Annotated in this window: 19 protein-coding genes; 13 read left to right on the top strand and 6 right to left on the bottom strand. The window is 73.0% G+C overall.

Annotation, left to right across the window (positions count from 1 at the left end; genetic code table 11):
• Positions 1-73: 73 nt before the first annotated feature.
• Together ACFXDE_RS30890 and ACFXDE_RS30885 are read left to right on the top strand one after the other, a co-directional pair.
• Positions 74-1,102, top strand: a complete 1,029-nt coding sequence (locus ACFXDE_RS30890; RefSeq protein WP_380446461.1) for a helix-turn-helix domain-containing protein — start codon at positions 74-76, stop codon at positions 1,100-1,102.
• Between the two features lie 586 nt (positions 1,103-1,688).
• On the top strand, positions 1,689-2,315 hold the full coding sequence (locus ACFXDE_RS30885; protein WP_380446460.1) for a hypothetical protein: 627 nt from the start codon (positions 1,689-1,691) through the stop codon (positions 2,313-2,315).
• A gap of 250 nt (positions 2,316-2,565) precedes the next feature.
• Here ACFXDE_RS30885 and ACFXDE_RS30880 read toward each other — a convergent pair whose 3' ends face one another.
• The 3 genes from ACFXDE_RS30880 to ACFXDE_RS30870 all read right to left on the bottom strand — a co-directional run bounded on the left by ACFXDE_RS30880 (position 2,566) and on the right by ACFXDE_RS30870 (position 6,437).
• Positions 2,566-3,552, bottom strand: a complete 987-nt coding sequence (locus tag ACFXDE_RS30880) for a LuxR family transcriptional regulator (protein WP_380497949.1) — start codon at positions 3,550-3,552, stop codon at positions 2,566-2,568.
• Positions 3,553-3,595: 43 nt separating this feature from the next.
• Complete coding sequence (locus tag ACFXDE_RS30875) at positions 3,596-4,660, bottom strand: LuxR C-terminal-related transcriptional regulator (RefSeq protein ID WP_380497948.1); 1,065 nt, start codon at positions 4,658-4,660, stop codon at positions 3,596-3,598.
• Positions 4,661-5,324: 664 nt separating this feature from the next.
• Positions 5,325-6,437, bottom strand: coding sequence for a TDT family transporter (locus ACFXDE_RS30870; RefSeq protein WP_380446456.1), 1,113 nt, complete (start codon positions 6,435-6,437; stop codon positions 5,325-5,327).
• A gap of 70 nt (positions 6,438-6,507) precedes the next feature.
• Between ACFXDE_RS30870 and ACFXDE_RS30865 the strand changes: the two genes are divergently transcribed.
• The 8 genes from ACFXDE_RS30865 to pyrE all read left to right on the top strand — a co-directional run bounded on the left by ACFXDE_RS30865 (position 6,508) and on the right by pyrE (position 17,339).
• Positions 6,508-7,458, top strand: coding sequence for a LysR family transcriptional regulator (locus ACFXDE_RS30865; RefSeq protein WP_380497947.1), 951 nt, complete (start codon positions 6,508-6,510; stop codon positions 7,456-7,458).
• Positions 7,459-7,530: 72 nt separating this feature from the next.
• Positions 7,531-10,137, top strand: a complete 2,607-nt coding sequence (gene clpB / locus ACFXDE_RS30860; protein ID WP_380497946.1) for an ATP-dependent chaperone ClpB — start codon at positions 7,531-7,533, stop codon at positions 10,135-10,137.
• A 223-nt stretch (positions 10,138-10,360) separates the two neighbouring features.
• Positions 10,361-10,921 (top strand): YbjN domain-containing protein, encoded by a 561-nt coding sequence (locus ACFXDE_RS30855; protein WP_380446453.1) that lies wholly within the window; start codon positions 10,361-10,363, stop codon positions 10,919-10,921.
• 116 nt (positions 10,922-11,037) lie between these two features.
• A complete protein-coding gene (locus ACFXDE_RS30850) occupies positions 11,038-12,198 on the top strand; it encodes a pyridoxal phosphate-dependent aminotransferase (protein ID WP_380445535.1) in 1,161 nt (386 codons plus the stop codon).
• A gap of 503 nt (positions 12,199-12,701) precedes the next feature.
• On the top strand, positions 12,702-13,232 hold the full coding sequence (locus ACFXDE_RS30845; RefSeq protein WP_380445536.1) for a DUF2617 family protein: 531 nt from the start codon (positions 12,702-12,704) through the stop codon (positions 13,230-13,232).
• Between the two features lie 139 nt (positions 13,233-13,371).
• The gene (locus ACFXDE_RS30840; protein WP_380497945.1) at positions 13,372-15,006 is read left to right on the top strand and encodes a polyamine aminopropyltransferase; all 1,635 of its coding nucleotides are present in this window, start codon (positions 13,372-13,374) and stop codon (positions 15,004-15,006) included.
• A gap of 756 nt (positions 15,007-15,762) precedes the next feature.
• Positions 15,763-16,728, top strand: a complete 966-nt coding sequence (locus tag ACFXDE_RS30835) for a carbon monoxide dehydrogenase (RefSeq protein ID WP_380497944.1) — start codon at positions 15,763-15,765, stop codon at positions 16,726-16,728.
• Between the two features lie 74 nt (positions 16,729-16,802).
• Positions 16,803-17,339, top strand: coding sequence for an orotate phosphoribosyltransferase (gene pyrE / locus ACFXDE_RS30830; protein ID WP_359970438.1), 537 nt, complete (start codon positions 16,803-16,805; stop codon positions 17,337-17,339).
• A 125-nt stretch (positions 17,340-17,464) separates the two neighbouring features.
• On the opposite strand, the gene ACFXDE_RS30825 is transcribed toward pyrE, so the two are convergent.
• Positions 17,465-18,184 carry a DedA family protein gene (locus ACFXDE_RS30825; RefSeq protein WP_380445539.1) on the bottom strand — a complete coding sequence of 240 codons (720 nt, stop codon included), beginning with the start codon at positions 18,182-18,184 and terminating at the stop codon, positions 17,465-17,467.
• Positions 18,185-18,484: 300 nt separating this feature from the next.
• Between ACFXDE_RS30825 and fbaA the strand changes: the two genes are divergently transcribed.
• Positions 18,485-19,507 carry a class II fructose-bisphosphate aldolase gene (gene fbaA, locus ACFXDE_RS30820; protein WP_380497943.1) on the top strand — a complete coding sequence of 341 codons (1,023 nt, stop codon included), beginning with the start codon at positions 18,485-18,487 and terminating at the stop codon, positions 19,505-19,507.
• Positions 19,508-19,618: 111 nt separating this feature from the next.
• On the opposite strand, the gene ACFXDE_RS30815 is transcribed toward fbaA, so the two are convergent.
• Positions 19,619-20,038, bottom strand: coding sequence for a DUF3151 domain-containing protein (locus ACFXDE_RS30815; RefSeq protein ID WP_380445541.1), 420 nt, complete (start codon positions 20,036-20,038; stop codon positions 19,619-19,621).
• A 191-nt stretch (positions 20,039-20,229) separates the two neighbouring features.
• Between ACFXDE_RS30815 and ACFXDE_RS30810 the strand changes: the two genes are divergently transcribed.
• On the top strand, positions 20,230-21,039 hold the full coding sequence (locus tag ACFXDE_RS30810) for a DUF3152 domain-containing protein (protein WP_380445542.1): 810 nt from the start codon (positions 20,230-20,232) through the stop codon (positions 21,037-21,039).
• Positions 21,040-21,121: 82 nt separating this feature from the next.
• A complete protein-coding gene (locus ACFXDE_RS30805; RefSeq protein ID WP_380497942.1) occupies positions 21,122-21,826 on the top strand; it encodes a hypothetical protein in 705 nt (234 codons plus the stop codon).
• Positions 21,827-21,843: 17 nt separating this feature from the next.
• Here ACFXDE_RS30805 and ACFXDE_RS30800 read toward each other — a convergent pair whose 3' ends face one another.
• Positions 21,844-22,656 (bottom strand): sterol carrier family protein, encoded by an 813-nt coding sequence (locus ACFXDE_RS30800; RefSeq protein ID WP_380497941.1) that lies wholly within the window; start codon positions 22,654-22,656, stop codon positions 21,844-21,846.
• Between the last annotated feature and the right edge of the window lie 135 nt (positions 22,657-22,791).

The raw sequence follows: 22,791 nt of genomic DNA, 5'->3' as shown, positions 1-22,791 counted from the left end.
CCGGGATCTAGGATCACCGATGGGGCTCGAGTGCAGCCATAGGGCAGGTTCGGTCGTCAAGAAGGAGTCGTGAATGAACGGGAGGAACGACGCCATTCCGGGTGTCGGTGCACCGGGCACTCTCTCCACCGGAGCGCACGACCTCTACCTCGCGGCAATCCGGGCGCACGGTCGGATAGCCCGCAGTGAAATCGAGGAGCACGACTACAGCCACCTCAGCGAGCTGTTGGACATCGGTCTCCTCACTCCCGACATGGATGATCCGCAGATTCTGGTCGCGGTCGATCCACAACAGCTCGCCACCGGGCTGAGCGCCCTCTGGCAACGCCAGGCACTCGCGCTGCTGTCCCGCGCGATAGCCGTCCCCGGCGACCTTCAGGGTCTCGCGGACGCGTTTCACCGTCCGGAACCGTCCGGCGGAATTATCGAGTACGTCCGCGGCAAGGCACTGATCAGCCAACGGATCAACCACGCCGTGACCACTGCGAAAGAGGAGATACTCGCGGCCCAGCCGGGCGGCCCGCGGCCGCCGGACGTTCTGTCCCGCGTGCTCGACGACGACCTGGCCGACCTCGAACGCGGTATTGCGGTGCGGACCATCTACCATCCGAGCACCAGGTACCACGCCCCCACCCGGGACTACGTCGCGAAGATCACCGAGGCCGGCGGGCGGTTCCGCACCCTCGACGAGCCGTACACCAGGCTGATCATCGTGGACCGGCAGCTGGCCGTCATCCCGGTCGCGGAGGACCTCAATCTGGCGGCCTTCATCCACGACCCCGCCGTCATCCACTTCCTCGTCCACGAGGTGTTCGAGCGCAACTGGAACCGCGGACTGGACTTCACCGGTGGACGAACCGTGCCGCAACAGGTCGTGTCACGGATGCGCCAGACCATCATCGACCTCCTGCTCGAAGGCACGAACCACAGAGTCATCGCCCGCCGCCTCGGCATCAGCGAACGCACCCTCGCCCGCCATCTGGCCGAGATGCGGGAGGACTACAACGTCGAATCGCTGTTCCAACTCGGTTGGGCGCTGGCGCGTTCGTCACAAGAGACCGACGAATCGCCATGCCTCCCCGCCGCTTCCGGCAGCGCATAACGATTCGTCAGTCTCATTCTGTCATGTCCACTGGTGCTCGCCGTCCAAAGCGGTACCCGACGCCTGATTCGAAGTCGCACTAACATCGACCCCAAGCCCGACATGATTGACATGGGCAGATCCATCGGCATCATGACCGGTGACAAGCAGTCCGAAGCCCAGCACGGTAAGGACGCCCGCAGATATCGCTACCGCAGCCGTCTTGGCGACCTGACGCAGACGAGACACGCGCACACCCCAATCCTCTTCAGTGGCCTGTCAGTCGAATGAACAGGCGGCAGACAATCAAACGCTCAGATCGTGCCACACGCCCTATCTGACTGTCACCGTCGCGCCCAGGCGGAAGAGGGTGTCATCTCTCTGCCATGCAGACGGATGCCACCGTGCATCGGTGGACTGCCGACCCTGCTCGATGGACGATCAACTGACGTCCTCACGCCACGCTGCCAAGATCCTCCCTCTCGGCAGTCGCGCCAGGACAAGCGTCGAAATAGTGATAAACCCGTCCGATTTCCCCCCGTTCCAATCTCCAAGCCAAGCGTCGGCGGCGAGCAACCGAGTGCCAATGCCTTCCCCCGGAGTCGACATGACCGAGCCCTACCTGCGTCACCACGACAGCCAGGCCACCGAAGGCCGGCGTGCACGTGTGTTTCTGGCCGCACCGCTGATGCGGCTGACCGGGCCCGCGGACAGCGTGGTGACGCTCGCCAGCCGGACGCGGCTGACCACGCTGCGCACCACGCTCCTCCGCAGCGGGGCCGCCGTGTACAGCGCGCACCACAGCGACGCCTGGACCGTCGCCGGGCGGGCGCCGGAACCGCGGGTTCCGTCGGACTTCCGGGCGCTGCAGTCGGCGGACCTGGTGTTCGCCTACGTCGGCGCCCCGCTGTCGGCCGGGGTGAGCCTGGAGCTGGGCTGGGCCTCCGCGCTGCGCAAGCCGATCGTCCTCCTCGTCGACGAGGCCATCACGCACAACCCGCTGATCGCCACCATCGAGCAGGTCGCCCCCGTCCTGCCGCTGGTCTTCGACGACACCTGGTCGCAGGAGGCGCTCAACCACACCGTGGAGACGGCGCTCGACTGGGCCGGCATGGCGCTGTCGCTGCGCGAGGGCTTCTGGACCGCCCCCGGCGAGCAGTTCAACGTCCCCCGTCAGCAGCCCCCCGTGGCCGGCCGGGCCGGCTTCTGGCCGTCGGGCGCCGCCACCGGCTGACCCGCGGTCATCCACCGGACTCCCCCGTCCGGGATCCCCGCATCTGCCGGCCCGGCTGGAACAGCGTCTCCGCGTCGTACAGCTCACGCAGCCGGGCGATGTGACCGGCCACGGTCCGCTCGTCGACCCCATGCGGCCCGCGATCGCCCGCTGCGTGAGCCCCTGCGCCAGCAGGCGGCCGCCGTCCCGCGGGATCGCGCGGTAGGGCGCGCGGGCGGACTCGTCCGGGAGGGCTTCGGACAGGGTCGGGTCACCCATCGGCGTCGCCCTTCAGTTGCCAGCCGAGTTGGAAGAGGGTCCGGGCGCCGTAGCGCTCGCGCAGGCGGGCGAGGTGGCCGGCGACGGTGCGTTCGCTGAGGCCGAGGCGGGTGGCGACGGCGCGCTGGGTGAGGCCCTTGCTCAGCAGCGTGGTGACCCGGTCGGCGGTGCGGCCGGGGGCGGCGCTCGACCAGTCGGTGACGTCGGCCCTGGCCCAGTCGCGTTCGAAGACGGCGACCAGGGCGGCGACGGCGGCGGGCTCGGTGATGAAGGCGGCGACGTCGTGGCCGGGGTGGACGGAGACGACGGCGGTCCGCCGGTCGACGACGAGCATCCGCTGGAACGGCTCGTTCAGGACCCGGACCAGCGAGCCGTGCCGGGTCACCTCCTTCGCGTAGGCGATCACGTGGGGCTGCCGGCGGGCGACGGGCTGGTAGAGCGTCCGGATCCGGCGGCCGCTGGTCAGCAGCGCGACGTCCTGGTGGAGCGCGAGTTCGAGGGTGACCGGCTGCCGGGTGCCGGGCTGGGCGGTGAGCACCTCCTCGCCGCACTCGGACAGGACCCGGGAGAGCCGCAGGCGGATGGCGTCCTGGCCCTCGACGTACGCGGCCCCGCCCGTGGGGGAGGCCGCCCGGGGTGCGGCGTCGTAGGCGTGGGAGAGCGGGGCGAGGGCGGCCGGGAGCCGTTCGGCGTGGACGAGCAACCGGGTGGCACGGGTGCGCAGTTCGGTGCCGAGGCGGTCGCCGACGGAGCGCGGGTCGACGGCCGTGTAGCCGGTGGCCGTCGGGGCGAGCAGGCCGCGGGCGACGAGGACCGCGAGGGTGGGGCGGTCCGCGGGGGCGAGGTCGTCGGGGCGCAGGTGTCCGCCGCGGCGGACCGCGGTGAGGTAGAGCGCCCGCTCGGCGGCAGTCGGCTCGTCCGCCCACCTCTCCCCCGGCCTCGGCGGCCGGGAGGTACCCCCACCGCTCGGCAGGGGCATTCGCCCATGCGCATCCTTTGAAACGTGAGCTCGCTGAGCTCGCTCATCGGTCATCGCGGGAGCCTCGCATCAGCCAGCCGAGCTGGAAGAGGGTCTGGGCGCCGTAGCGGTCGCGCAGGCGGGAGATGTGGGCGGCGACGGTGCGTTCGCTGAGGCCGAGGCGGGTGGCGACGGCGCGCTGGGTGAGGCCGCGGGCGAGCAGGCGGCCGACCCGGTCGGGGGTGCTGCGGGCGGGGCCGTGGCCGAGGGCGGCGGCGGCCTCGGTGGTGTCGGCGCGGGCCCAGTCCCGCTCGAACGCGCCGACCAGGAAGGTGATGGCGGCGGGGTCGGTGATGAAGGCGGCGGTGCTGTTGTCCTCGCTGGCGGAGATCACGGCGACGGTGCGGTCGAAGACGATGAGCCGCTGGAAGGGCTCGTCGAGGACGCGGATGAGCGAGCCGTGCCGGGTGACCTCGTCGGCGTAGGCGAGGGCGGACTGGTCGGCGAACGCGACCGGCTGGTAGATGGTGCGCAGCGAGCAGCCGCGCTGCAGGAGTTGGACGTCCTGGAGCCGGGCGACCTGGAGCGTGTCGGCGGGCCGGTGGCCGGGCTGGGCGGTGAGGACCTCGGCGCGGCAGTCGGAGACGAGCTGGGAGATCCGCTGGCGGATGTGGACGTGGCCCTCGACGTAGACGGCGCCGCCGGCCCGGCCGGGCGGGCGGGGCATCGCGTCGTAGGCGCGGGTGAGGCCGTCGAGGGCGCCGGGCAGGTTCTCGGCGCGGACCAGGAGCCGGGTGGCCTCGCTGCGCAGTTCGGCGCCGAGGCGGTCGGTGACGGAGCGCGGGCTGACGGCGGTGTAGCAGGCGTCCATCGCGTTGGGCATCAACAGGCCGATGTCGACGAGCTGTTGGATGGCGGCGTGGTCGGTCTCGTGGACGCCGGTGAACGGGATCCGGCCGCCTTCGGCGAGGATCGAGAGGTAGAGCCGGCGGGCCGCGTCGTCGGGCTCGCCCGCTCCGGTGAGGCCCCCGGTGCCCGCGAAGCCCGCGTCGGCCGCGAAGCCCTCGCCGCCGGTGAAGCCACCCGCGTACTGGCCGTGGTCCGGTGCGACCGCCGGTTCCGCCGTCACGTCGAACTCTCCCTGCCGGACGCCTTTCGGACGGGCCCGCCCCCGTGTCCCGCGTCCCCGTCGTTTCCGTCGTCTCCGGCCGCGAGGGCCCGGCGGTCACGGTACCGGGCGGCGGGCGGACCCCTGGGCCCGGGTGCCGTCGCACACCGGACGCCCAGGGGCCGCCTTGCCACGCCATGCCAAGGCGCTTCCGGCGAGGCGGAGCAGCAACGCCTCGCCGGCTCCGGTTCCGGGGGCCATCACCACACATGGCGTCCCGGCCGGCGCTCTTCCCCCCGTTGTGCGGGGACGTGATGTCCCGCATCCACTTTTGAAGAGCAAGTCGCCACCATCGGGCCGCGGTTGCCCGGACGACTTGGCGTGACTCCACCATCACAGCGTGACGCCCGGCGGACAAGTGTCACCCGAGTGCAGGTTCTCGCAATTGCAGCTATCCGCACGGCGGGCCGGTTCCCGCGGCCGGAGTGGTGGGCCGGATTCCGGTGAACGCCAAGGCCAGTCGGGTGCCCGGCGGAGGCCCGGGACCGGCCCGAATGGCGGTGGACGGTCAGGCTCCGGGTGCGCATTCCTGCACCTGGACGGTTCCCGCAGCACACGACCGAAGCCCCGGCTTCCGGAACCGGAAGCCGGGGCACGGCGAGTCCGTCTCCCGGACGGCCGTCGCTCAGCGTGCCAGCAGCCGTCCGCGCGCCAGGCCGGCCACCGTGCCGCTCGCGGCGGCCGCCCAGGCGACGGCCAGCAGCGCGTACAGCCCGACCGCCAGCCCGGTGAACCCGCCGAACCCGGTGTGGCGGGCGAGCGCCGAGACGCCGGTGACGCAGGTGCCGACGGGGAAGGTGAACGCCCACCAGGTCATCGCGAACGGCATGCCGGCCCGCCGGGCGCGCAGGTTGGCGGTGAGTGCGACGGCCAGCCAGAGCATCGCGACGCCGATCACGGCCACGCCGTACAGCTCGGCGAGGGCGGCCATGGCGGGCGCCAGCTCGGGGAGCACCGGGCGGGCGGCGTCGGCGAGTTGGTGGACGGCGGTGACGGACTGGCCGAGCGGCCCGAGCACCAGGAACAGCGCGGGAGTGAGCACGAGGGTCGGCACCTTGCTGTGGTAGAGCCCGGTGAACACCACCGGCAGCAGCACCAGGGTGGCCAGCAGTCCGATGCCGAACAGGGCCCAGCAGCCGTACAGCATGGCCTGCTGCGAGGAGCCGGACGGCAGGTGCGGGACGAGTGCGGGGCCGGTGGCCGAGGCGACCAGCGGGGCGACGACGGGCAGCAGCCAGGTCGGGTTGGCCTCCAGGGCGGAGAGCCGGTGCCGGGTGATCATCAGGTAGGGGATGCCGCCGGCGACGGCGAGCGCGTAGACGGTGCCGGCGCTCCACAGCACGGCGTCGATCGCCACGGCGGGCCCGGTGCCGATCACCTTCGAGCCGAGCAGCAGCGTGCCGAGGCCGACCGCCAGCAGGGCCATCGGCGGGCAGCCGTAGAAGACGGCGGTGGCCGGGTTGTCCAGCAGCTGGGTGCGGGCGGCCTCCCGGTGCCGGGTGAGGTGCACCAGCCGCGCGCCGCCGAGCACCAGCAGGGCGGCCAGGCCGAGCGCCCACATCACCTCGCCGAAGGCGACCAGCCCGGGCGGCCGGACCGGCAGGACGGCCGCGCCGTTGCCGAGGATCGCGGTGCCCATGACGGCGGCGTACCAGTTGGGGCCGAGCTGGGCGAGGTCGAACCGGGGGCGGGCGACGGAGGGGCGGGTGAGCGGGCGGACATCGGCCAAGGTGGACATGGGACCACCGTCCCTCCGCGCGGCCCCGGCCGGTAGCGCCCGCCGCTCTATGAGGACATAGCCTGAACCTATGGCCCTCTCTCCGCACGTCCCCGAACTCGGCGCCCTGGAGCTGCTGCTCGCGGTGGCCCGGCTGGGCAGCGTCGGCCGGGCGGCGGCCGAGCTGGGCGTCAGCCAGCCGACCGCGAGCGCCCGGATCAAGGGCATGGAGCGGCAGGTCGGCGTCCCGCTGCTGGAGCGCTCCCCCCGGGGCAGCCGGCCGACCGAGGCGGGCCGGCTGGTGGTCGAGTGGGCCCGGCACGTGGTGGAGGCGGCGCAGGCGCTGGACGCCGGGATCGACGCGCTGCGCGGGCGGCGGGACGCCAAGCTGACGGTGGTCGCCAGCCTGACCGTCGCCGAGTACCTGATGCCGGGCTGGCTGCTGGCGCTCGCCGAGGCCAGTCCGGGCACGGCCGTGACGCTGCGGACGGCGAACTCGGCGGAGGTCGCCGGGCGGGTGCTGGCCGGCGAGGCGGACCTCGGCTTCGTCGAGGGCCCGTCCACCCCGTCCGGGCTGGACGGCGCCGTGGTGGCCGTGGACCGGCTGGTGGTCGTGGTGGCGCCCGGCCACCCGTGGTCGCGCCGCCGGACGCCGCTGACCGGGCCCGAGCTGGCCGGGACACCGCTGGTGCTGCGCGAGCCGGGGTCGGGCACCCGGGAGGTGCTGGAGGCGGCGCTGGCGCCGTACGGGGGCGCGGCGCGGCCCCGGCTGGAGCTGGCCTCGTCGACGGCGCTGAAGGCGGCGGCGATGACCGGCGCCGGGCCGGTGTGCCTGAGCGAGCTGGTGGTGACGGAGGAACTGGCGACCCGGCGGCTGGTCGAGGTACCGCTGGCGGCGGGGCTCGACCTGCGGCGCCCGCTGCGGGCGGTGTGGCCGGCCGGGCAGCGGCCGGGCGGGCCGGCCCGGGAGCTGCTGGTGCTGACCCGGCAGGGCTCCGGGCACCGGCCGGCTTCCCCGCCCCACGGAAGAGCCCAAACCTGAGCGGAATAGACTCAACTTAGTGCATGCTGTTGGTAGCAGCAGTGAAGGACGACGAGGGAGGATCCCCCAGCAGTGGACGCCAGCAAGTTCACCACCAAGACGCAGGACGCCCTGTCCGCCGCGATCCGGCAGGCCGGTGCGGTCGGGAACCCGGACGTCAAGCCGGTGCACATCCTGATCGCCCTGCTGGAGCAGTCCGAGGGCATCGCCGGGCCGCTGCTGGAGGCGGTCGGCGCCGACGCCGCGCGGATCGACGCCGAGGCCCGCCGCCAGCTCGCCGCCCTCCCCAGCGCGAGCGGTTCGACGGTCGCCGCCCCGCAGCTCGCCCGGGACACCATCGCGGTGCTCACCGAGGCCGGCAAGCGCGCCGACGACCTCGACGACCAGTACGTCTCCACCGAGCACCTGATGGTCGGCCTGGCCGCCGAGGGCGGGCCGGTCGCCGAGCTGCTGGTGCGCCAGGGCGCGACGCCCAAGGCGCTGCTGGCCGCGTTCAAGGACGTGCGCGGCAGCGGCCGGGTCACCTCGCCGGACCCCGAGGGCACCTACAAGGCGCTGGAGAAGTACGGCACCGACCTCACCCAGGCCGCCCGGGACGGCAAGCTCGACCCGGTGATCGGCCGCGACCAGGAGATCCGCCGGGTCGTCCAGGTGCTCTCCCGCCGCACCAAGAACAACCCGGTGCTGATCGGCGAGCCCGGCGTCGGCAAGACGGCCGTGGTCGAGGGCCTGGCCCAGCGCATCGTCGCCGGCGACGTGCCGGAGTCGCTGCGCGGCAAGCGGCTGGTCGCGCTGGACCTCAGCGCGATGGTCGCGGGCGCCAAGTACCGCGGCGAGTTCGAGGAGCGGCTCAAGGCCGTCCTCAACGACATCAAGCAGAGCGACGGCAGGGTCGTCACGTTCATCGACGAGCTGCACACCATGGTCGGCGCGGGCGCCGGCGGCGACTCCGCGATGGACGCCGGCAACATGCTCAAGCCGATGCTGGCCCGCGGCGAGCTGCGGATGGTCGGCGCCACCACGCTGGACGAGTACCGCGAGCGGATCGAGAAGGACCCGGCGCTGGAGCGCCGCTTCCAGCAGGTGCTGGTCGGCGAGCCCAGCGTGGAGGACTCGATCGCCATCCTGCGCGGCCTCAAGGGGCGGTACGAGGCGCACCACAAGGTGCAGATCGCGGACGCGGCCCTGGTCGCCGCGGCCACCCTGTCCAACCGCTACATCACCTCCCGCTTCCTGCCCGACAAGGCGATCGACCTGGTCGACGAGGCGGCCTCGCGGCTGCGGATGGAGATCGACTCCTCCCCCGTCGAGATCGACGAACTCCAGCGTTCCGTCGACCGGTTGCGCATGGAGGAGCTCGCGCTGGAGAAGGAGTCGGACCCGGCCTCGGTCGACCGCCTCGCCCGGCTGCGCCGCGATCTCGCCGACCGGAACGAGCAGTTGAGCGTGCTGACGGCGCGCTGGGAGCAGGAGAAGAAGAGCCTCAACCGGGTCGGCGAGCTCAAGGAGCGCCTGGACGACCTGCAGGGCGCACTCGAACGGGCCCAGCGCGACGGGGACTTCGAGCGCGCGTCGAAGCTGATGTACGCCGAGATCCCGGCCGCCGAGAAGGAGCTCACCGACGCCCAGGAGCGCGCCGCGGACCAGGACACGTCGACCTCGATGGTCAAGGAGGAGGTCGGCCCGGACGACGTCGCCGACGTCGTCGCCTCCTGGACGGGCATCCCGGCCGGCCGCCTGCTGGAGGGTGAGAGCGCCAAACTCCTGCGCATGGAGGAGGAGTTGGGCAAGCGCCTGATCGGCCAGGCGGAGGCCGTGCAGGCCGTGTCGGACGCGGTGCGCCGCACCCGCTCCGGCATCGCCGACCCGGACCGCCCGACCGGCTCCTTCCTGTTCCTCGGCCCCACCGGCGTCGGCAAGACCGAACTCGCCAAGGCCCTGGCCGACTTCCTCTTCGACGACGAGCGGGCGATGGTCCGCATCGACATGAGCGAGTACGGCGAGAAGCACTCCGTCTCCCGCCTGGTCGGCGCCCCGCCCGGGTACGTCGGGTACGAGGAGGGCGGCCAGCTCACCGAGGCGGTCCGCCGCCGCCCGTACAGCGTCGTGCTGCTGGACGAGGTGGAGAAGGCCCACCCCGAGGTCTTCGACGTGCTGCTCCAGGTGCTGGACGACGGCCGGCTCACCGACGGCCAGGGCCGCACGGTGGACTTCCGCAACGCGATCCTGATCCTCACCTCCAACCTGGGCAGCCAGTTCCTGGTGGACCCGGCCACCCCGGAGGACCGCAAGAAGCAGCTGGTGCTGGACTCCGTCCGGGCCGCGTTCAAGCCGGAGTTCCTCAACCGGCTGGACGACATCGTGGTCTTCGAGCCGCTGGGCACCACCGAGCTCAGCCGGATCGTCGACCTCCAGGTGGCCCGCCTCGGCGAGCGGCTGCGCGAGCGGCGGCTCACCCTGGACGTGTCCGCCGCCGCGCGCGACTGGCTGGCGCTCACCGGGTACGACCCGGCGTACGGCGCCCGCCCGCTGCGCAGGCTGGTGCAGTCCGCGATCGGCGACCAGCTGGCGCGGGCGATCCTCTCCGGCCAGGTGCACGACGGCGACACCGTCCTCGTCGAGCGCGACGAGGACCACGACCGGCTCACCGTCCGCGCTCGCGGGCCGCTGGAGAAGTAGTCGGAGGCCTCGCCCGGACCGCCGCACGGGCCGCCGCTCCCCCGGGGCGGCGGCCCGTCCGCACGTCGGAGAACGCCGTGCTCGGGGCCCGGAACACCACCCGGTACGAAGATCGACGGACGGCCGGGTACCCCTGTGAGGCGCGCCCGGGATGAGGCAGGATGGAAGGTGGAAAGGGCGGCCTCTCTTGCCGGCCACCACGTGCACCGAGGAAGAGGACCCCATGAGCATCGACCCGTCGTCCATCCCGTCGTTCGGCGTCCCCCAGGGCGGACAGCCCGGCGGCCAGGGACGACCGGCCGGCCCGCCGCCGATCGTCGTCCCGGACCAGGCCCTGGTCACCCAGCTGCTGGACCAGATGCAGCTCAAGCACGTCGTGGACGAGGAGGGCGACCTCACCGCTCCCTGGGAGGGCTTCCGCGTCTACTACATGTTCCGCGGCGAGCAGAAGGAGCTCTTCGCGGTTCGCGCGTTCTACGACCGCGCGTACCCGCTGGAGAAGAAGGGCGAGATCCTCGACCTGATCGACGAGTGGAACCGCGAGACCCTCTGGCCGAAGGTCTACACCCACACCCACGAGGACGGCGTGGTCCGCCTGATCGGCGAGGCCCAGATGATCGTCGGCACCGGCGTCAACCTGGACTACTTCGTCACCACCACCGCCAACTGGACCCAGGCCTCGGTCGGCTTCGAGCAGTGGATCGTCGAGCGCCTCGGCCTGCAGGACGAGATCGAGGGCGACGAGGGCCAGGGCGAGGCCCCCGAGGGCACCGACGAGGCCTGATCCCCTCCCCCGCGCACCAGGGACGGCCCGCCCCCCCCCCCCCGGGGGGGCCCGGCCCCCGACCGCGCACCGCGGGCGAGCAGGTCGGCGTCCCGGCCCGGCGTGCGGTTCCAGTGATGGGTACGAGGCCGCTGCTGAACCGCAGGCTGGCGGGCATGGGGACGACGATCTTCGCCGAGATGTCCGCCCTCGCCACCGCCACCGGCTCGATCAACCTCGGGCAGGGGTTCCCGGACACCGACGGGCCCCGCGAGATCGCCCGGGCCGCCGCGGACGCCGTGCTGACCGGCAAGGGCAACCAGTACCCGCCCGGCCCCGGCATCCCGGAGCTGCGAACCGCGATCGCCGAGCACCAGCAGCGCTTCTACGGCCTCGCCTACGACCCGGACACCGAGGTGCTCGTCACCGCCGGCGCCACCGAGGCCATCGCCGCCGCCCTGCTCGCGCTGCTGGAGCCCGGCGACGAGGTGATCGCGTTCGAGCCGTTCTACGACTCGTACGCCGCCTGCATCGCCATGGCCGGCGCCACGCGCGTGCCGCTCACCCTGCGGGCGCCCGCGTTCCGCCCCGACCTGGACGAACTGCGCGCCCTGATCACCCCGCGCACCCGCCTCCTGCTCCTCAACACCCCGCACAACCCCACCGGCACCGTCCTCACCGCCGACGAGCTCGCGACGATCGCCGCCCTCGCCGTCGAGCACGACCTCCTGGTGATCACCGACGAGGTCTACGAGCACCTCGTCTTCGGCGCCACCCACCACCCCATCGCCGCCCTGCCCGGCATGCGCGAGCGCACCGTCGGCATCTCCTCGGCCGGCAAGACCTTCTCCTTCACGGGCTGGAAGGTCGGCTGGGTCACGGCGGCCCCGGCCCTCGTCTCCGCCGTCCGCACCGCCAAGCAGTACCTGACCTACGTCAGCGCCGGCCCCTTCCAGTACGCCGTCGCCGAGGCACTCGGCCTCCCCGACGAGTACTTCGACACCTTCCGGGCCGACCTGCTGCGCAAGCGCGACCTGCTCGCCGAGGGGCTCTCGGCGGCCGGCTTCCGCGTCTTCAGCCCCGAAGGCACGTACTTCATCACCACCGACATCACGCCGCTCGGCGAGAAGGACGGCATCGAGTTCTGCCGGGCCCTGCCCGAACGCTGCGGCGTCGTCGCGATCCCCAACGCCGTGTTCTACGACAACACGGACGCCGGCCGCAGCCTGGTCCGCTTCACCTTCTGCAAGCGGGACGACGTGCTCACCGAGGCCGTCGCGCGGCTCCAGCGGCTCTGACCTCCCGTCGACAGGTACTCGGGAGGCCGGAGACCGCGCGGGAGAGAGAGCTGATGATTCGTCAACTCGCCTTCCATATAAGCCTCGTTGATATCAGCTGATGCCCGTTGGGCAACCTCCCCCGCCTCCCGGGCACACCCCGCCGCCCGCCGGATCCACCACCCGGCGGGCGGTGGCGCATTCGGGCGCGCAGACCGCGCACAACCCGCGCGCACGGCGCACAACCCGGAGCATGGGGCGCACGCTGTGCAAACTCGCACACCGGGTCGATCAGAGCCGGGAAGCAGGTGTGCTCGAAACGGTGAATGCTTGACAAAGTTGGGTAAATCACCGACGGACCCGGCGTATTCATGCTTCTCTGCTGCTGAATCTCCAGCCGGAATCCTTCCTTCCACGGTCGGCCGCGCCCAGCGCCGCACAGCCACGAACAGCCTCGCCAATCGCCTAGGCCTAGTCGCTGCTGCTTCGGCGGGCGCGCACGGAGCTGAAACGCGGAGCCGAGCATGCTCACCACACTGCAGACCTCCTACACGGACACCCGCGCCGGTGACCTGGCGTGGTGCCTGGGCGGCGACCCGCTGCCCGCTCTCGCGGTCCGCGACCTGAGACTCGACGGCAACGGCCGCCCCGGCACGACCGGCACCCTCCAGCTGCGGCTGCTCGGCGCCTCCCACCAGGTGGTCATCGCGGCCGGCCCGGGCGAGTGCCTGGAGACCGTCGCCTGCCTGCCCGGCCGCCGCACCCCGCTGCCCGCCCGGGTGGCCAAACAGGTGGGCGGCTGGGAGTACGAGTTCGCCGCCCGGATCGAGGTCCTCCCGCCGCACGACTTCGCGGCCCGCGCCCAGGAGCTCCTCGCCCTCGTCGAGGGCCACCCCCGCGGCCTGGCCGGGATCTTCCCCGGCGACCCGAGCGCCTTCACCGCACTGGTCACCCAGGGCGGCGCGGACCGGCTGCTCTGGCGCACCTGGCACGCCTATCCGCAGGAGGGGCAGCTGGTCTGCACCCGCTCCTCGCTCGTGCTCGCGCAGCCGTGAACCACACCGGCCCGGTGGGCGGCGACCAACCCGCCATAGCCCTTGAATCGCACGCAGGAACGATTCGTCAACCGGGTGTCCCGCACTGTCCGTCGGATGGGTGCAGCTATCCGTCCCGCACGTCCCCTAGCGTTTGTTCGTGATCAATCATCCAGCCGGTCCGCCCACGCACCCGGGCGTCGACCTCGACGACGACAGCCCACCCCGGCCCGGGCGGAACCTCACCCCGCTGCCCGCCCGCCGCCGGTCCCGGCTGCGCTCCCGCCCCCGGCTGGCCCGCCTCACCGTCCTGCTGGCCGCGTTCGTCTGCGCGGCCTGCGGACTCGTCTACGAACTCGAACTCGTCGCGCTCGGCGACTACCTGCTCGGCGACACCGTCACCCAGACCTCCGTCGTGCTCTCCGTCATGGTCTTCGCGATGGGACTCGGCTCGCTGCTCGCCAAGCGCCTCACCCGCCGCCCCGCCACCGCCTTCGCCCTCGTCGAGTGCGCCCTCGCCCTCACCGGCGGCCTCTCCGTCCTCGCCCTCTACTCCTGCTGGGCCTGGATCGGCCGCTACCAGGCCGCCATGGTCGGCCTCACCTGCCTGATCGGCGTCCTCATCGGCGCCGAGATCCCGCTCCTGATGACCCTCATCCAGCGGATCCGCCGCGAGGACGCCGGCCGGGCCGCGGCCGACCTCTTCGCCGCCGACTACGTGGGCGCGCTCATCGGCGGCCTCGCCTTCCCGTTCCTCATCCTCCCCGGCCTCGGCCCGGGCACCGGCGCCCTCGTCACCGGCGCCGTCAACGCCGTCTCCGGGGCCGCCGTCGTGCTCTGGCTGTTCCGGGAGGAACCGGCCCCCCGGATACGACTGCTGCTCTGGGCCGTCGGCGGTCTCGTCCTCGCCCTCCTCGCCGGCGCCGCCGCCGGCTCCGACGCCATCGAGGACGCCGCCCGGCACGCCCTCTACGGCCCCGGGGTCCGCTACGCCACACACAGCCGCCAGCAGGAGATCGTCCTCACCGGGCCCGCCGAAGGCCCCCTCCGGCTCTACCTCGACGGCCGGCTCGCCGTCTGCGGGCCCGACGAGTACCGCCGCAACGAAGCCCTCGTCCACCCCGCCATGGCCGCCGGACCGGACGCCCGCGTGCTGCTCCTCGGCGGCGGCGACGGGCTCGCCCTGCGGGAGGTCCTCCGGCACGGCGGGGTCCGCACGGTGCACGTCGTCGAACCCGACGCCACCCTCACCGGACTCGCCCGCACCGACCCCGGCCTCGCCGCCCTCGCCGGGCACTCCCTCGACGACCCCCGGGTCCGCACCACCGCCGCCGACCCGCTGGAATGGCTGCGGCGCTCCCCCGACGACCGCCCGTACGACGTCGTCGTCGCCGACCTGCCGGCCCCCGACGACGGCGGGCCGGTCAAGTTCCACTCCCAGGAGTTCTACGGCCTCGCCACCCGGCTGCTCGCCCCCGGCGGCCGCATCGCCGTCCGGGCCGGCGCCGAGGGGCACGGGCTCTGGCAGACCGAGTCCGGGCTCAGGGCGGCCGGCCTGCGGACCGTCCCGTACGCCGTCCAGGGCAGCGCCACGGCGAGCTGCCGGGCCGCAGCGGCGGAGGGCACCCAGGACTTCCTGCTCGCCTCCGACGCCGAACCGCCACTCGCCCTCGCCACCGACGCCCCACCCCCACGCGCCCTCACCACCGCCACCCTGCACACCTCGGCCACCCGCCTCACCGCCCTCCGCCCCACCCACCCCCCAGCCGCCCTCAGCCTGCTGGGCCCCCGCTGACCACGACGGAGAGCAGCCGCCGCACAGGAAGTCGGCGGGACCGACTTCCAGCGCAAGCGGCACCAGGCGCCAGGACAACCCCGCCCCCGAAGCCACCGGTGCCGAGCAGGACAGGCGCCCAAAGCCACCACCACACAGGAAGTCGGCGAGGTCGACTTCCTGCACCGCCCAACAGCACGGGCATCCGACGCCGCCTCCGCACAAGAAGTCGGCAGGACCGACTTCCAGCGCAAGCGGCACCAGGCGCCAGGACAACCCCGCCCCCGAAACCACCAGTGCCGAGCAGGACAGGCGCCCAAAGCCACCACCACACAGGAAGTCGGCGAGGTCGACTTCCAGCACCGCCCAACAGCACGGGCATCCGACGCCGCCTCCGCACAAGAAGTCGGCAGGACCGACTTCCAGCGCAAGCGGCACCAGGCGCCAGCACAACCCCGCCCCCGAAGCCACGAGCGCCCAACAGCACGGGCGCCCAAAGCCGCCGCCGCACAGGAAGTCGGTGAGGTCGACTTCCAGCGCCGCCCGGCAGAGCAAGCGCCCGAAGCCACTGCCGCACAGGAAGTCGGCGGGATCGACTTCCCGTGCAGGCCGCTCTCCCTGCGGGACTGTGACCGGATCACGGTGCCGGGGCGGGTGAGCCGGACCACGTATGGCCGAATGGCGTGCGGGTGCGGGTGGGGGGTGTTCGGCGGGGTAGGGAAAACGGGTGGGCGGTAGGTGGGGACCGGGTGCGGTTGGGTCGGTAGGCTCCGTGGCATGGAGCATGAGGTTGTCGTCCCGATGGCTGCCGAGCTGGTGCGGCAGGCGCTGCAGGATCCGGCCGTGCTGGCCCGGAGTGTCCCGGGGCTGAGCACCGAGCCGACGGCCGTCGGCGGCGGGCCGGCCGAGGAGATCGCGGGCCGGCTGCGGGTGCGGATCGGCGGCTCCACCATCACGTACAAGGGCGTGCTGTCGCTGATCGAGGGCCGGGAGGGCGTGCTGACCGTGCTCGCCGAGGGCCAGGAGGCGCGCGGCACCGGCGAGGCGACGGCCACCGTCCGGGTGAGCGTCGCGGCCGGGGCCGATGAGGGCACCGCCGTGGTCCGCTTCACCGGCGACCTGAGCGCCACCGGCCGCCTCGCCGAGTGCGACGACGAGACCCTCGCCGCCACCGGCCGCCGCCTGCTGGACCGGTTCGCCGCGGCTCTCGTCTCCCCGGACGAGGCACCGGACGAGGCACCGGAGGAAGCGAAGGAGACGGAGGAGACGGACGGGACGGAGGACGGGGGCAGCGTCCTGTTCATCGAGGAGCACCAGGACCACCCCGGCGACGACCTCGACGACGACCTCTCCGACCTGATCGCCTTCTCCGACGCCGACGCCGAGCGCTTCGGCCTCCCCACCGGCGGCGCCGACGAGCACGAGGACGCGGTGGCCGAGGAGCTGCCCGCCGAGCTGCCGTTCGAGTACGAGGAGGAGCCGGTGCTGACCGGCCCGGTGCGCCGCAGCATCGTCGGCCGCTCCGCCGAGGAGGTCGACCACGCCCCGCCGCGCGGCCGCTACGCCCCCGCCCTGCCGGCCCGCAGCGCCCGCGCCCGCGCGGCGTCCCGCTGGGGCGGCGACGCCGGCGGGATCGTGGTGCCCGGCCCGGGCGGCCGCAGTGCGGTGCCGTGGGTGATCGGCGGCGGGGTGGCCCTGCTGGGCGGCGCCGTGGTGCTGGTGCGGGCGCTGCGCCGCAAGTAGGTCCACGGGCCGCGGGCCGACTCGCTGCTGCCCGGCGGGCGGGCGCCGCGGGTCGGGCCCTAGACTGAACGCTCATGAGCAACGACCGCGACGCCCTGCTGGCACAGATCAAGGACAAGGCCGTCGTGCACGGCAAGGTCACCCTTTCCTCCGGCAAGGAGGCCGACTACTACGTCGACCTCCGCCGGATCACGCTGGACGGCGAGGCCGCCCCGCTGGTCGGCCGGGTGATGCTGGACGCGACCTCGCACCTGGACTACGACGCCGTCGGCGGGCTGACCCTGGGCGCCGACCCGGTCGCCGCCTCGATGCTGCACGCCGCCGCCGCGCGCGGCCGGACGCTGGACGCCTTCGTGGTCCGCAAGGCGGGCAAGGCGCACGGTCTGCAGCGCCGGATCGAGGGCCCGGACGTGAAGGGCCGCCGGGTGCTGGCGGTCGAGGACACCTCCACCACCGGCGGCTCGGTGCTGACCGCCGTCGAGGCGCTGCGCGAGGCGGGCGCCGAGGTGGTCGGCGTCGCGGTGATCGTCGAGCGCGGTGGCGCCGCCGCCGTCGAGGCGCAGGGCCTGCCGTACGTGACCGCCTACACCGCGGCCGACCTGGGCCTGTAGTCCGCCCGGCAGGACCCCCGCAGCACCCCGGCAGCACCCCGAGAACGTCAGAGGGGCCCGGTCCCGTCCCACGTGTTTCACGTGGAACAAGGACCGGGCCCCTCCGCCGTTCCGCCGGTGTGCGCTCAGCCGCGCCGGTGGCGCCCGCCGGCGCTCTGCGCGGTGTCGCCGACGGCCTCCACGCCGCCGCCGGCCTTCTTCTTCTTGCGCTCCCGCAGGACCTCGATGAGGATCGGCGAGATCGAGAGCAGGACGATCAGCAGGACCGCCGGGATCAGGTACTTGTCGATCACCGGGGCGAGCGCGTCACCGAAGAAGTAGCCGATCAGCAGCATGGACTCGGTCCACAGCACGCCGCCGATGACGTTCCACAGGAAGAACGTCCGGGCGGGCATCTCCAGGGTGCCCGCGACCGGGTTGAGGAAGGTCCGGACGATCGGCATGAAGCGCGCGAGCACGACGGCCTTGCCGGGTCCGAACTTGGTGAAGTACTCCTCCGCCTTCATCACGTACTCGCGGCGGAAGATCTTCGACTCGGGCTTGTCGAACATCCTCGGTCCGACCTTCGCCCCGATCAGGTGCCCGAGCTGGGCGCCCGCGATCGCCGCGATCGGGGCTCCGGTCAGCAGGAGCGCGATCGGCAGCTTGGCGCCGTCGCCGAGCACCGACGAGGCGGCGTTCGAGGCGGCCACGCCGGCGATGATCAGCAGCGAGTCGCCCGGGAAGAAGAACCCGACCAGCAGGCCGGTCTCCGCGAAGATGATCGCGAGAAGCCCGATGGCGCCGAGGGACGAGATCAGTTGTTTGGCGTCGAGCAGGTTGACGGCCAGCTGGTTGTAGTCCACGGGCGCAGGATAGCGGTCGTACCTTGCGGGCGGTCTCCGCGTACGCCCCCCCGAGCGCCGTTCCGACTGGCGGGCTCCTGCTGACCTGCGAGCACGAGTCTGGGAAGATGACACAGGCGTCCGGTCCGCGGTCGCAAAACACCCTCGTTGTCTGCCGCGGTGGTCGCCCCGAACCTTGGTACCGGTGTGCCGGACCCGCAGAGCCGCGCATCGGCGGCCGGTACCCCGGAGTCGTCACGAAGGCGTACCCAGCGTCGGACAGCACCGTCCGTACGCCGCAACCCGACAGGAGCGGATCGCATGCCCATCGCAACTCCCGAGGTCTACAACGAGATGCTGGACCGGGCCAAGGCGGGCAAGTTCGCCTACCCGGCCATCAACGTCACCTCGTCGCAGACGCTGCACGCCGCGCTGCGCGGTTTCGCCGAGGCCGAGAGCGACGGCATCATCCAGATCTCGACCGGCGGCGCGGAGTTCCTGGGCGGCCAGCACAACAAGGACATGGTGACCGGCGCCGTCGCGCTGGCCGAGTTCGCCCACATCGTGGCCGCCAAGTACGACATCACCGTCGCGCTGCACACCGACCACTGCCCGAAGGACAAGCTGGACGGCTACGTCCGTCCGCTGCTGGCGGTCTCCGCCGAGCGCGTCGCCAAGGGCCTGAACCCGCTGTTCCAGTCGCACATGTGGGACGGCTCGGCCGAGACCCTGGCCGACAACCTGGAGATCGCCCAGGAGCTGCTCGCCCAGGCCGCCGCCGCCAAGATCATCCTTGAGGTCGAGATCACCCCGACCGGCGGCGAGGAGGACGGCGTCACCCACGAGATCAACGACGAGCTGTACACCACCGTCAACGACGCCGTGCGCACCGCCGAGGCGCTGGGCCTGGGCGAGAAGGGCCGCTACCTGCTGGCCGCCTCCTTCGGCAACGTGCACGGCGTGTACAAGCCGGGCAACGTCGTGCTGAAGCCGGAGCTGCTGCGCGAGCTGCAGGACGCGATCGGCAAGCAGTACGGCAAGACCGACCCGTTCGACTTCGTCTTCCACGGCGGCTCGGGCTCCTCCGCCGAGGAGATCGCCACCGCGCTGGAGAACGGCGTCGTGAAGATGAACCTCGACACCGACACCCAGTACGCCTTCACCCGCCCCGTCGCGGCGCACATGTTCCAGAACTACGACGGCGTGCTGAAGGTCGACGGCGAGGTCGGCAAGAAGAACACCTACGACCCGCGCACCTGGGGCAAGCTGGCCGAGGCCGGCATGGCCTCCCGCGTGCTCGAGGCCGCGCAGCAGCTGCGCTCGGCGGGCAACCGCCTGAAGTGAGCCCGGTAGCGGCGCCGGTCCCGGCGGCGCGAACGTCGGTGCCCCCGGTGGTCCGTCCACCGGGGGCACTCACGCGTTCGGAGGCTCACGCACTCACACCGGACGGGCCGGCTACTGCTTGAGCGCCTCGTACGCCTCTTCGCTGCTGTCCTTCAGGAACTGCCAGCAGCGGGCCTCCTCCTCCGTCTCCTTGATCGCGCCGGCCGCCCGGGCCAGCGCCGCCAGGCAGCGCAGGAAGCCGCGGTTGCCGCGGTGCTCCCACGGCACCGGCCCGTGGCCCTTCCAGCCGTTGCGGCGCAGCGCGTCCAGGCCGCGGTGGTAGCCGGTGCGGGCGTAGGCGTACGACTCGACGTAGCGGCCGGCCGCGAACGCGTCGTCGGCGAGCATGGCCCAGGCCAGGCAGAAGGTCGGGAAGTCGGCCGCGACCTGGGTCGGCGAGGCCGACTCCTCCGCGAGCATGCGGTAGGGCTGCTCGTCCTCGGGGAGGTGGGTCGGTTCGGGGCCGTCGAGTAGATTCCGGTGAATCGCCATGGAGTGCAGTCTGCCATCCGAGCCGCAGGGGTCAACCGCCGTCGGGTGACCGGACCGGGCGGAAAGCTACATACCGGGTATGTGGACATTCACCCGTTCTCCATGTCAGGGTGTCGAGCGTGCCCGCAGCTCGAACCGCCTCGCGCAGGAGTGCCCGCTCCGGCCGCAGACGCCGCCCGCCGCGTCGCCGCATGGGCCCCGCGCTCCTCATCGCGCTCGTCGCCTCGGTGGCCGTCCTGTCCACGGCGGTCGTCGTGCTGATGAGCCGCCACTCCGCCGCGCCCGCGACCGGGCCGACGACGCAGGCGCGGGTCGTGCCGGCGGCCGAGCTGAGCGCCCCCGCTCCGACGGCCACGCCGACGCCCACCCCGACGCCCACGCCGACGGCCACCCCGACACCCACGCCGACTCCCACTCCCACCGCGTCCGACCCCGGCCCCGCCAAGGGGGCCGGGACGTTCACGGTCGCCCCCGCCACCGCCCAGCCGGTCGGCAAGGGCAACATCCGGCGCTACCGGGTCGAGGTCGAGGACGGCATCGGGATCGACCCGACGGCCGCCGCCACCCAGATCCACGGCATCCTCGGCGACAAGCGCGGCTGGACCAGCGACCGCAAGAACGGCTTCCAGCTGGTCGCGAGCGGCCCGTACGACTTCACCGTGAAGATCGCCTCGCCCGCCACCGTGGACCGGCTCTGCGGCGCCGCCGGCCTGGACACCCACGGCGAGGTGAACTGCGACGTCGGCAGCCAGGTGATCGTCAACGCCAAGCGCTGGAACACCGGTTCACCGCAGTTCGACGGCCCGCTGGACGAGTACCGGGCGCTGATCGTCAACCACGAGGTCGGCCACCGGATCGGCCACGGCCACGAGACCTGCCCCGGCCCCGGCAAGCCGGCGCCCGCGATGATGCAGCAGATCTACGGCCTCAAGGGCTGCGCCCCCAACGCCTGGCCGTACTCGGCGGACGGGACGTACCTGGGCGGGCCCTCGGTGCCGTGACGGGCGCGAAAGCCCGTGTACCGGAACAGGATCGGGACGGAGTAGGCGCGCGCCCGCGATGAGCGCGCCCTACCCTGCGAGCATGACCGCTGCCCAACGCCGCACGTTCACCGCCGTGTTCGCCTCCGCCGGGGTCCTGCTCGGCACCGCCGCCTGCTCGTCATCGCCCGCGGGCGTGGCCGGTCCCGACGCGCTCTCGTACGACACCGTCCGCGCCACCGCCCAGAAGCTGCACCAGGACCGGCAGAACACCTGCCCCTTCGGCCTCGACCTCGGCAAGGCCCTCAAGGCGGCCGGGCTCCCCGACGCGGTCGGCCCGGACACCGGCAACGGGTCCGCCGTGGACGGCGAGGTCGGTGACGGCCGCCCGCCCCAGCCCTGGCCCACGGGCGCGACCCACCCGCCGGAGATGCCGTCGATCCCGGCCACTCCCCCGAACGCCGACATCACCTGCGCGTACCGGGCGGGCGGGAGCTCGCTCGCCGTCGAGCTGTTCGCCGTCCCGAAGACCGGAGTGGCCGTCAACCTCCTGCTGCCGCGCATCCAGAGCCGGGCACGTGCCTCGGTCAGCCAGCTCCGGCAACTGGCCGACCACCAGCCGGGCCCCGGACAGACCGTGCTCGTGCCGGGGGCGGACACGGCCGCCCTCGCCCGGCTGGCCCCGAAGGGCGAGGGCGACATCGTCCTGATGCTGTCCGAGGACTCCGCGGGCGACACCCCGGACCGGACGTACACCGGTGAGGGCCTCCGCAAGGCCGCGGAGGCCCTGGCGGGGCAACTGCGCTAGAGCGAAGAGCCGCCGGATCAGCCGAGGACCGGCAAGTACGCGCTCAGGTCACTGCGTTCGCCCGAGGCCGAGACCGCGGCGGCGTCCACCGCCGCGGCCCAGGCGGTGCGGCCGGTGGCGAGCCGGATCCAGGTCAGCGGGTCGGTCTCGACCACGTTGGGCGGGGTGCCGCGGGTGTGCCGGGGGCCCTCGACGGCCTGCACGACGGCGTACGGCGGGATCCGCAGCTCGACCGCGCCGCCGGGGGCCCGGGCGGCGAGGGCGTCGGCGAGCAGCCGGGTGACGGCGGCGACGGCCTGGCGGTCGTGCGGGAAGGCCTCGGGGCCGAGGGCGTCGGCCAGGTCGTCGGCGTGCACGACCGTCTCGACGAGCCGGGTGACCAGCATGTCGGCGAGCGTCATCGAGCCGAGCCGGATCTCGAACCGCCGTGCCGGGTCGGCGGCTTCGGGCCGCTCCAGCAGTCCGGTCAGCGCGTCGGCGGCCCGCCCGAAGGCCTCCGCCACCGCGGCCGGGGCCCCGGCGAAGTCCACCGCGGCGCGCTCCCCGGCCTGCTCGTCCAGCAGCGGCGCGACCGTACCGACCGCCGCCACCCAGCCCGTCAGGTCCAGCGGCGGGCGCCCCTGGAGCGGATCGTCCAGGTGCGCGGGGACGTGGTCGAGCTGGACGGCGAGGTGCGCGAGCAGCTCGCGGACGGTCCACTTCCCCAGTCTGGTCGGCAGGTCCAGCTGCTCCGCGGTGAGGCCGCGCACGGCGGCGCGCAGCGCCCCGGTCTGGGCGGCCAGCGCGGCGCGGACCTTCTGCGGTTGGTACGTGCGGGACTTGGGAGGCATGCGGCTCAAGATACGCCGAGGGGCGGGGGGGGGGGGGGGACCCCCCCCCCCCCCCAAAACCCCAAACCCCCCCCCGGCCCCCCCAAAGCCCGGGGGGGGGGGGGGAAACAAAGCCCCCCGGAACCCGAAAAGCCC

The sequence above is a fragment of the Kitasatospora sp. NPDC059408 genome (assembly GCF_042751525.1).
Lineage (GTDB): Bacteria > Actinomycetota > Actinomycetes > Streptomycetales > Streptomycetaceae > Kitasatospora.
The sequence above is the reverse complement of the archived record's forward strand: the minus strand, read 5'-3'. Positions and strand labels throughout refer to the sequence as shown.

Excerpts from the sequence above, each read along its gene's own strand:
- ACFXDE_RS30890 (WP_380446461.1), top strand. The coding sequence starts at position 74 with ATGAACGGGAGGAACGACGCCATTCCGGGTGTCGGTGCACCGGGCACT.
- ACFXDE_RS30885 (WP_380446460.1), top strand. The coding sequence starts at position 1,689 with ATGACCGAGCCCTACCTGCGTCACCACGACAGCCAGGCCACCGAAGGC.
- ACFXDE_RS30880 (WP_380497949.1), bottom strand. The coding sequence starts at position 3,552 with ATGCCCCTGCCGAGCGGTGGGGGTACCTCCCGGCCGCCGAGGCCGGGG.
- ACFXDE_RS30870 (WP_380446456.1), bottom strand. The coding sequence starts at position 6,437 with ATGTCCACCTTGGCCGATGTCCGCCCGCTCACCCGCCCCTCCGTCGCC.
- ACFXDE_RS30865 (WP_380497947.1), top strand. The coding sequence starts at position 6,508 with ATGGCCCTCTCTCCGCACGTCCCCGAACTCGGCGCCCTGGAGCTGCTG.
- ACFXDE_RS30855 (WP_380446453.1), top strand. The coding sequence starts at position 10,361 with ATGAGCATCGACCCGTCGTCCATCCCGTCGTTCGGCGTCCCCCAGGGC.
- ACFXDE_RS30850 (WP_380445535.1), top strand. The coding sequence starts at position 11,038 with ATGGGTACGAGGCCGCTGCTGAACCGCAGGCTGGCGGGCATGGGGACG.
- ACFXDE_RS30845 (WP_380445536.1), top strand. The coding sequence starts at position 12,702 with ATGCTCACCACACTGCAGACCTCCTACACGGACACCCGCGCCGGTGAC.
- ACFXDE_RS30835 (WP_380497944.1), top strand. The coding sequence starts at position 15,763 with ATGGAGCATGAGGTTGTCGTCCCGATGGCTGCCGAGCTGGTGCGGCAG.
- pyrE (WP_359970438.1), top strand. The coding sequence starts at position 16,803 with ATGAGCAACGACCGCGACGCCCTGCTGGCACAGATCAAGGACAAGGCC.
- fbaA (WP_380497943.1), top strand. The coding sequence starts at position 18,485 with ATGCCCATCGCAACTCCCGAGGTCTACAACGAGATGCTGGACCGGGCC.
- ACFXDE_RS30815 (WP_380445541.1), bottom strand. The coding sequence starts at position 20,038 with ATGGCGATTCACCGGAATCTACTCGACGGCCCCGAACCGACCCACCTC.
- ACFXDE_RS30810 (WP_380445542.1), top strand. The coding sequence starts at position 20,230 with ATGGGCCCCGCGCTCCTCATCGCGCTCGTCGCCTCGGTGGCCGTCCTG.
- ACFXDE_RS30805 (WP_380497942.1), top strand. The coding sequence starts at position 21,122 with ATGACCGCTGCCCAACGCCGCACGTTCACCGCCGTGTTCGCCTCCGCC.
- ACFXDE_RS30800 (WP_380497941.1), bottom strand. The coding sequence starts at position 22,656 with ATGCCTCCCAAGTCCCGCACGTACCAACCGCAGAAGGTCCGCGCCGCG.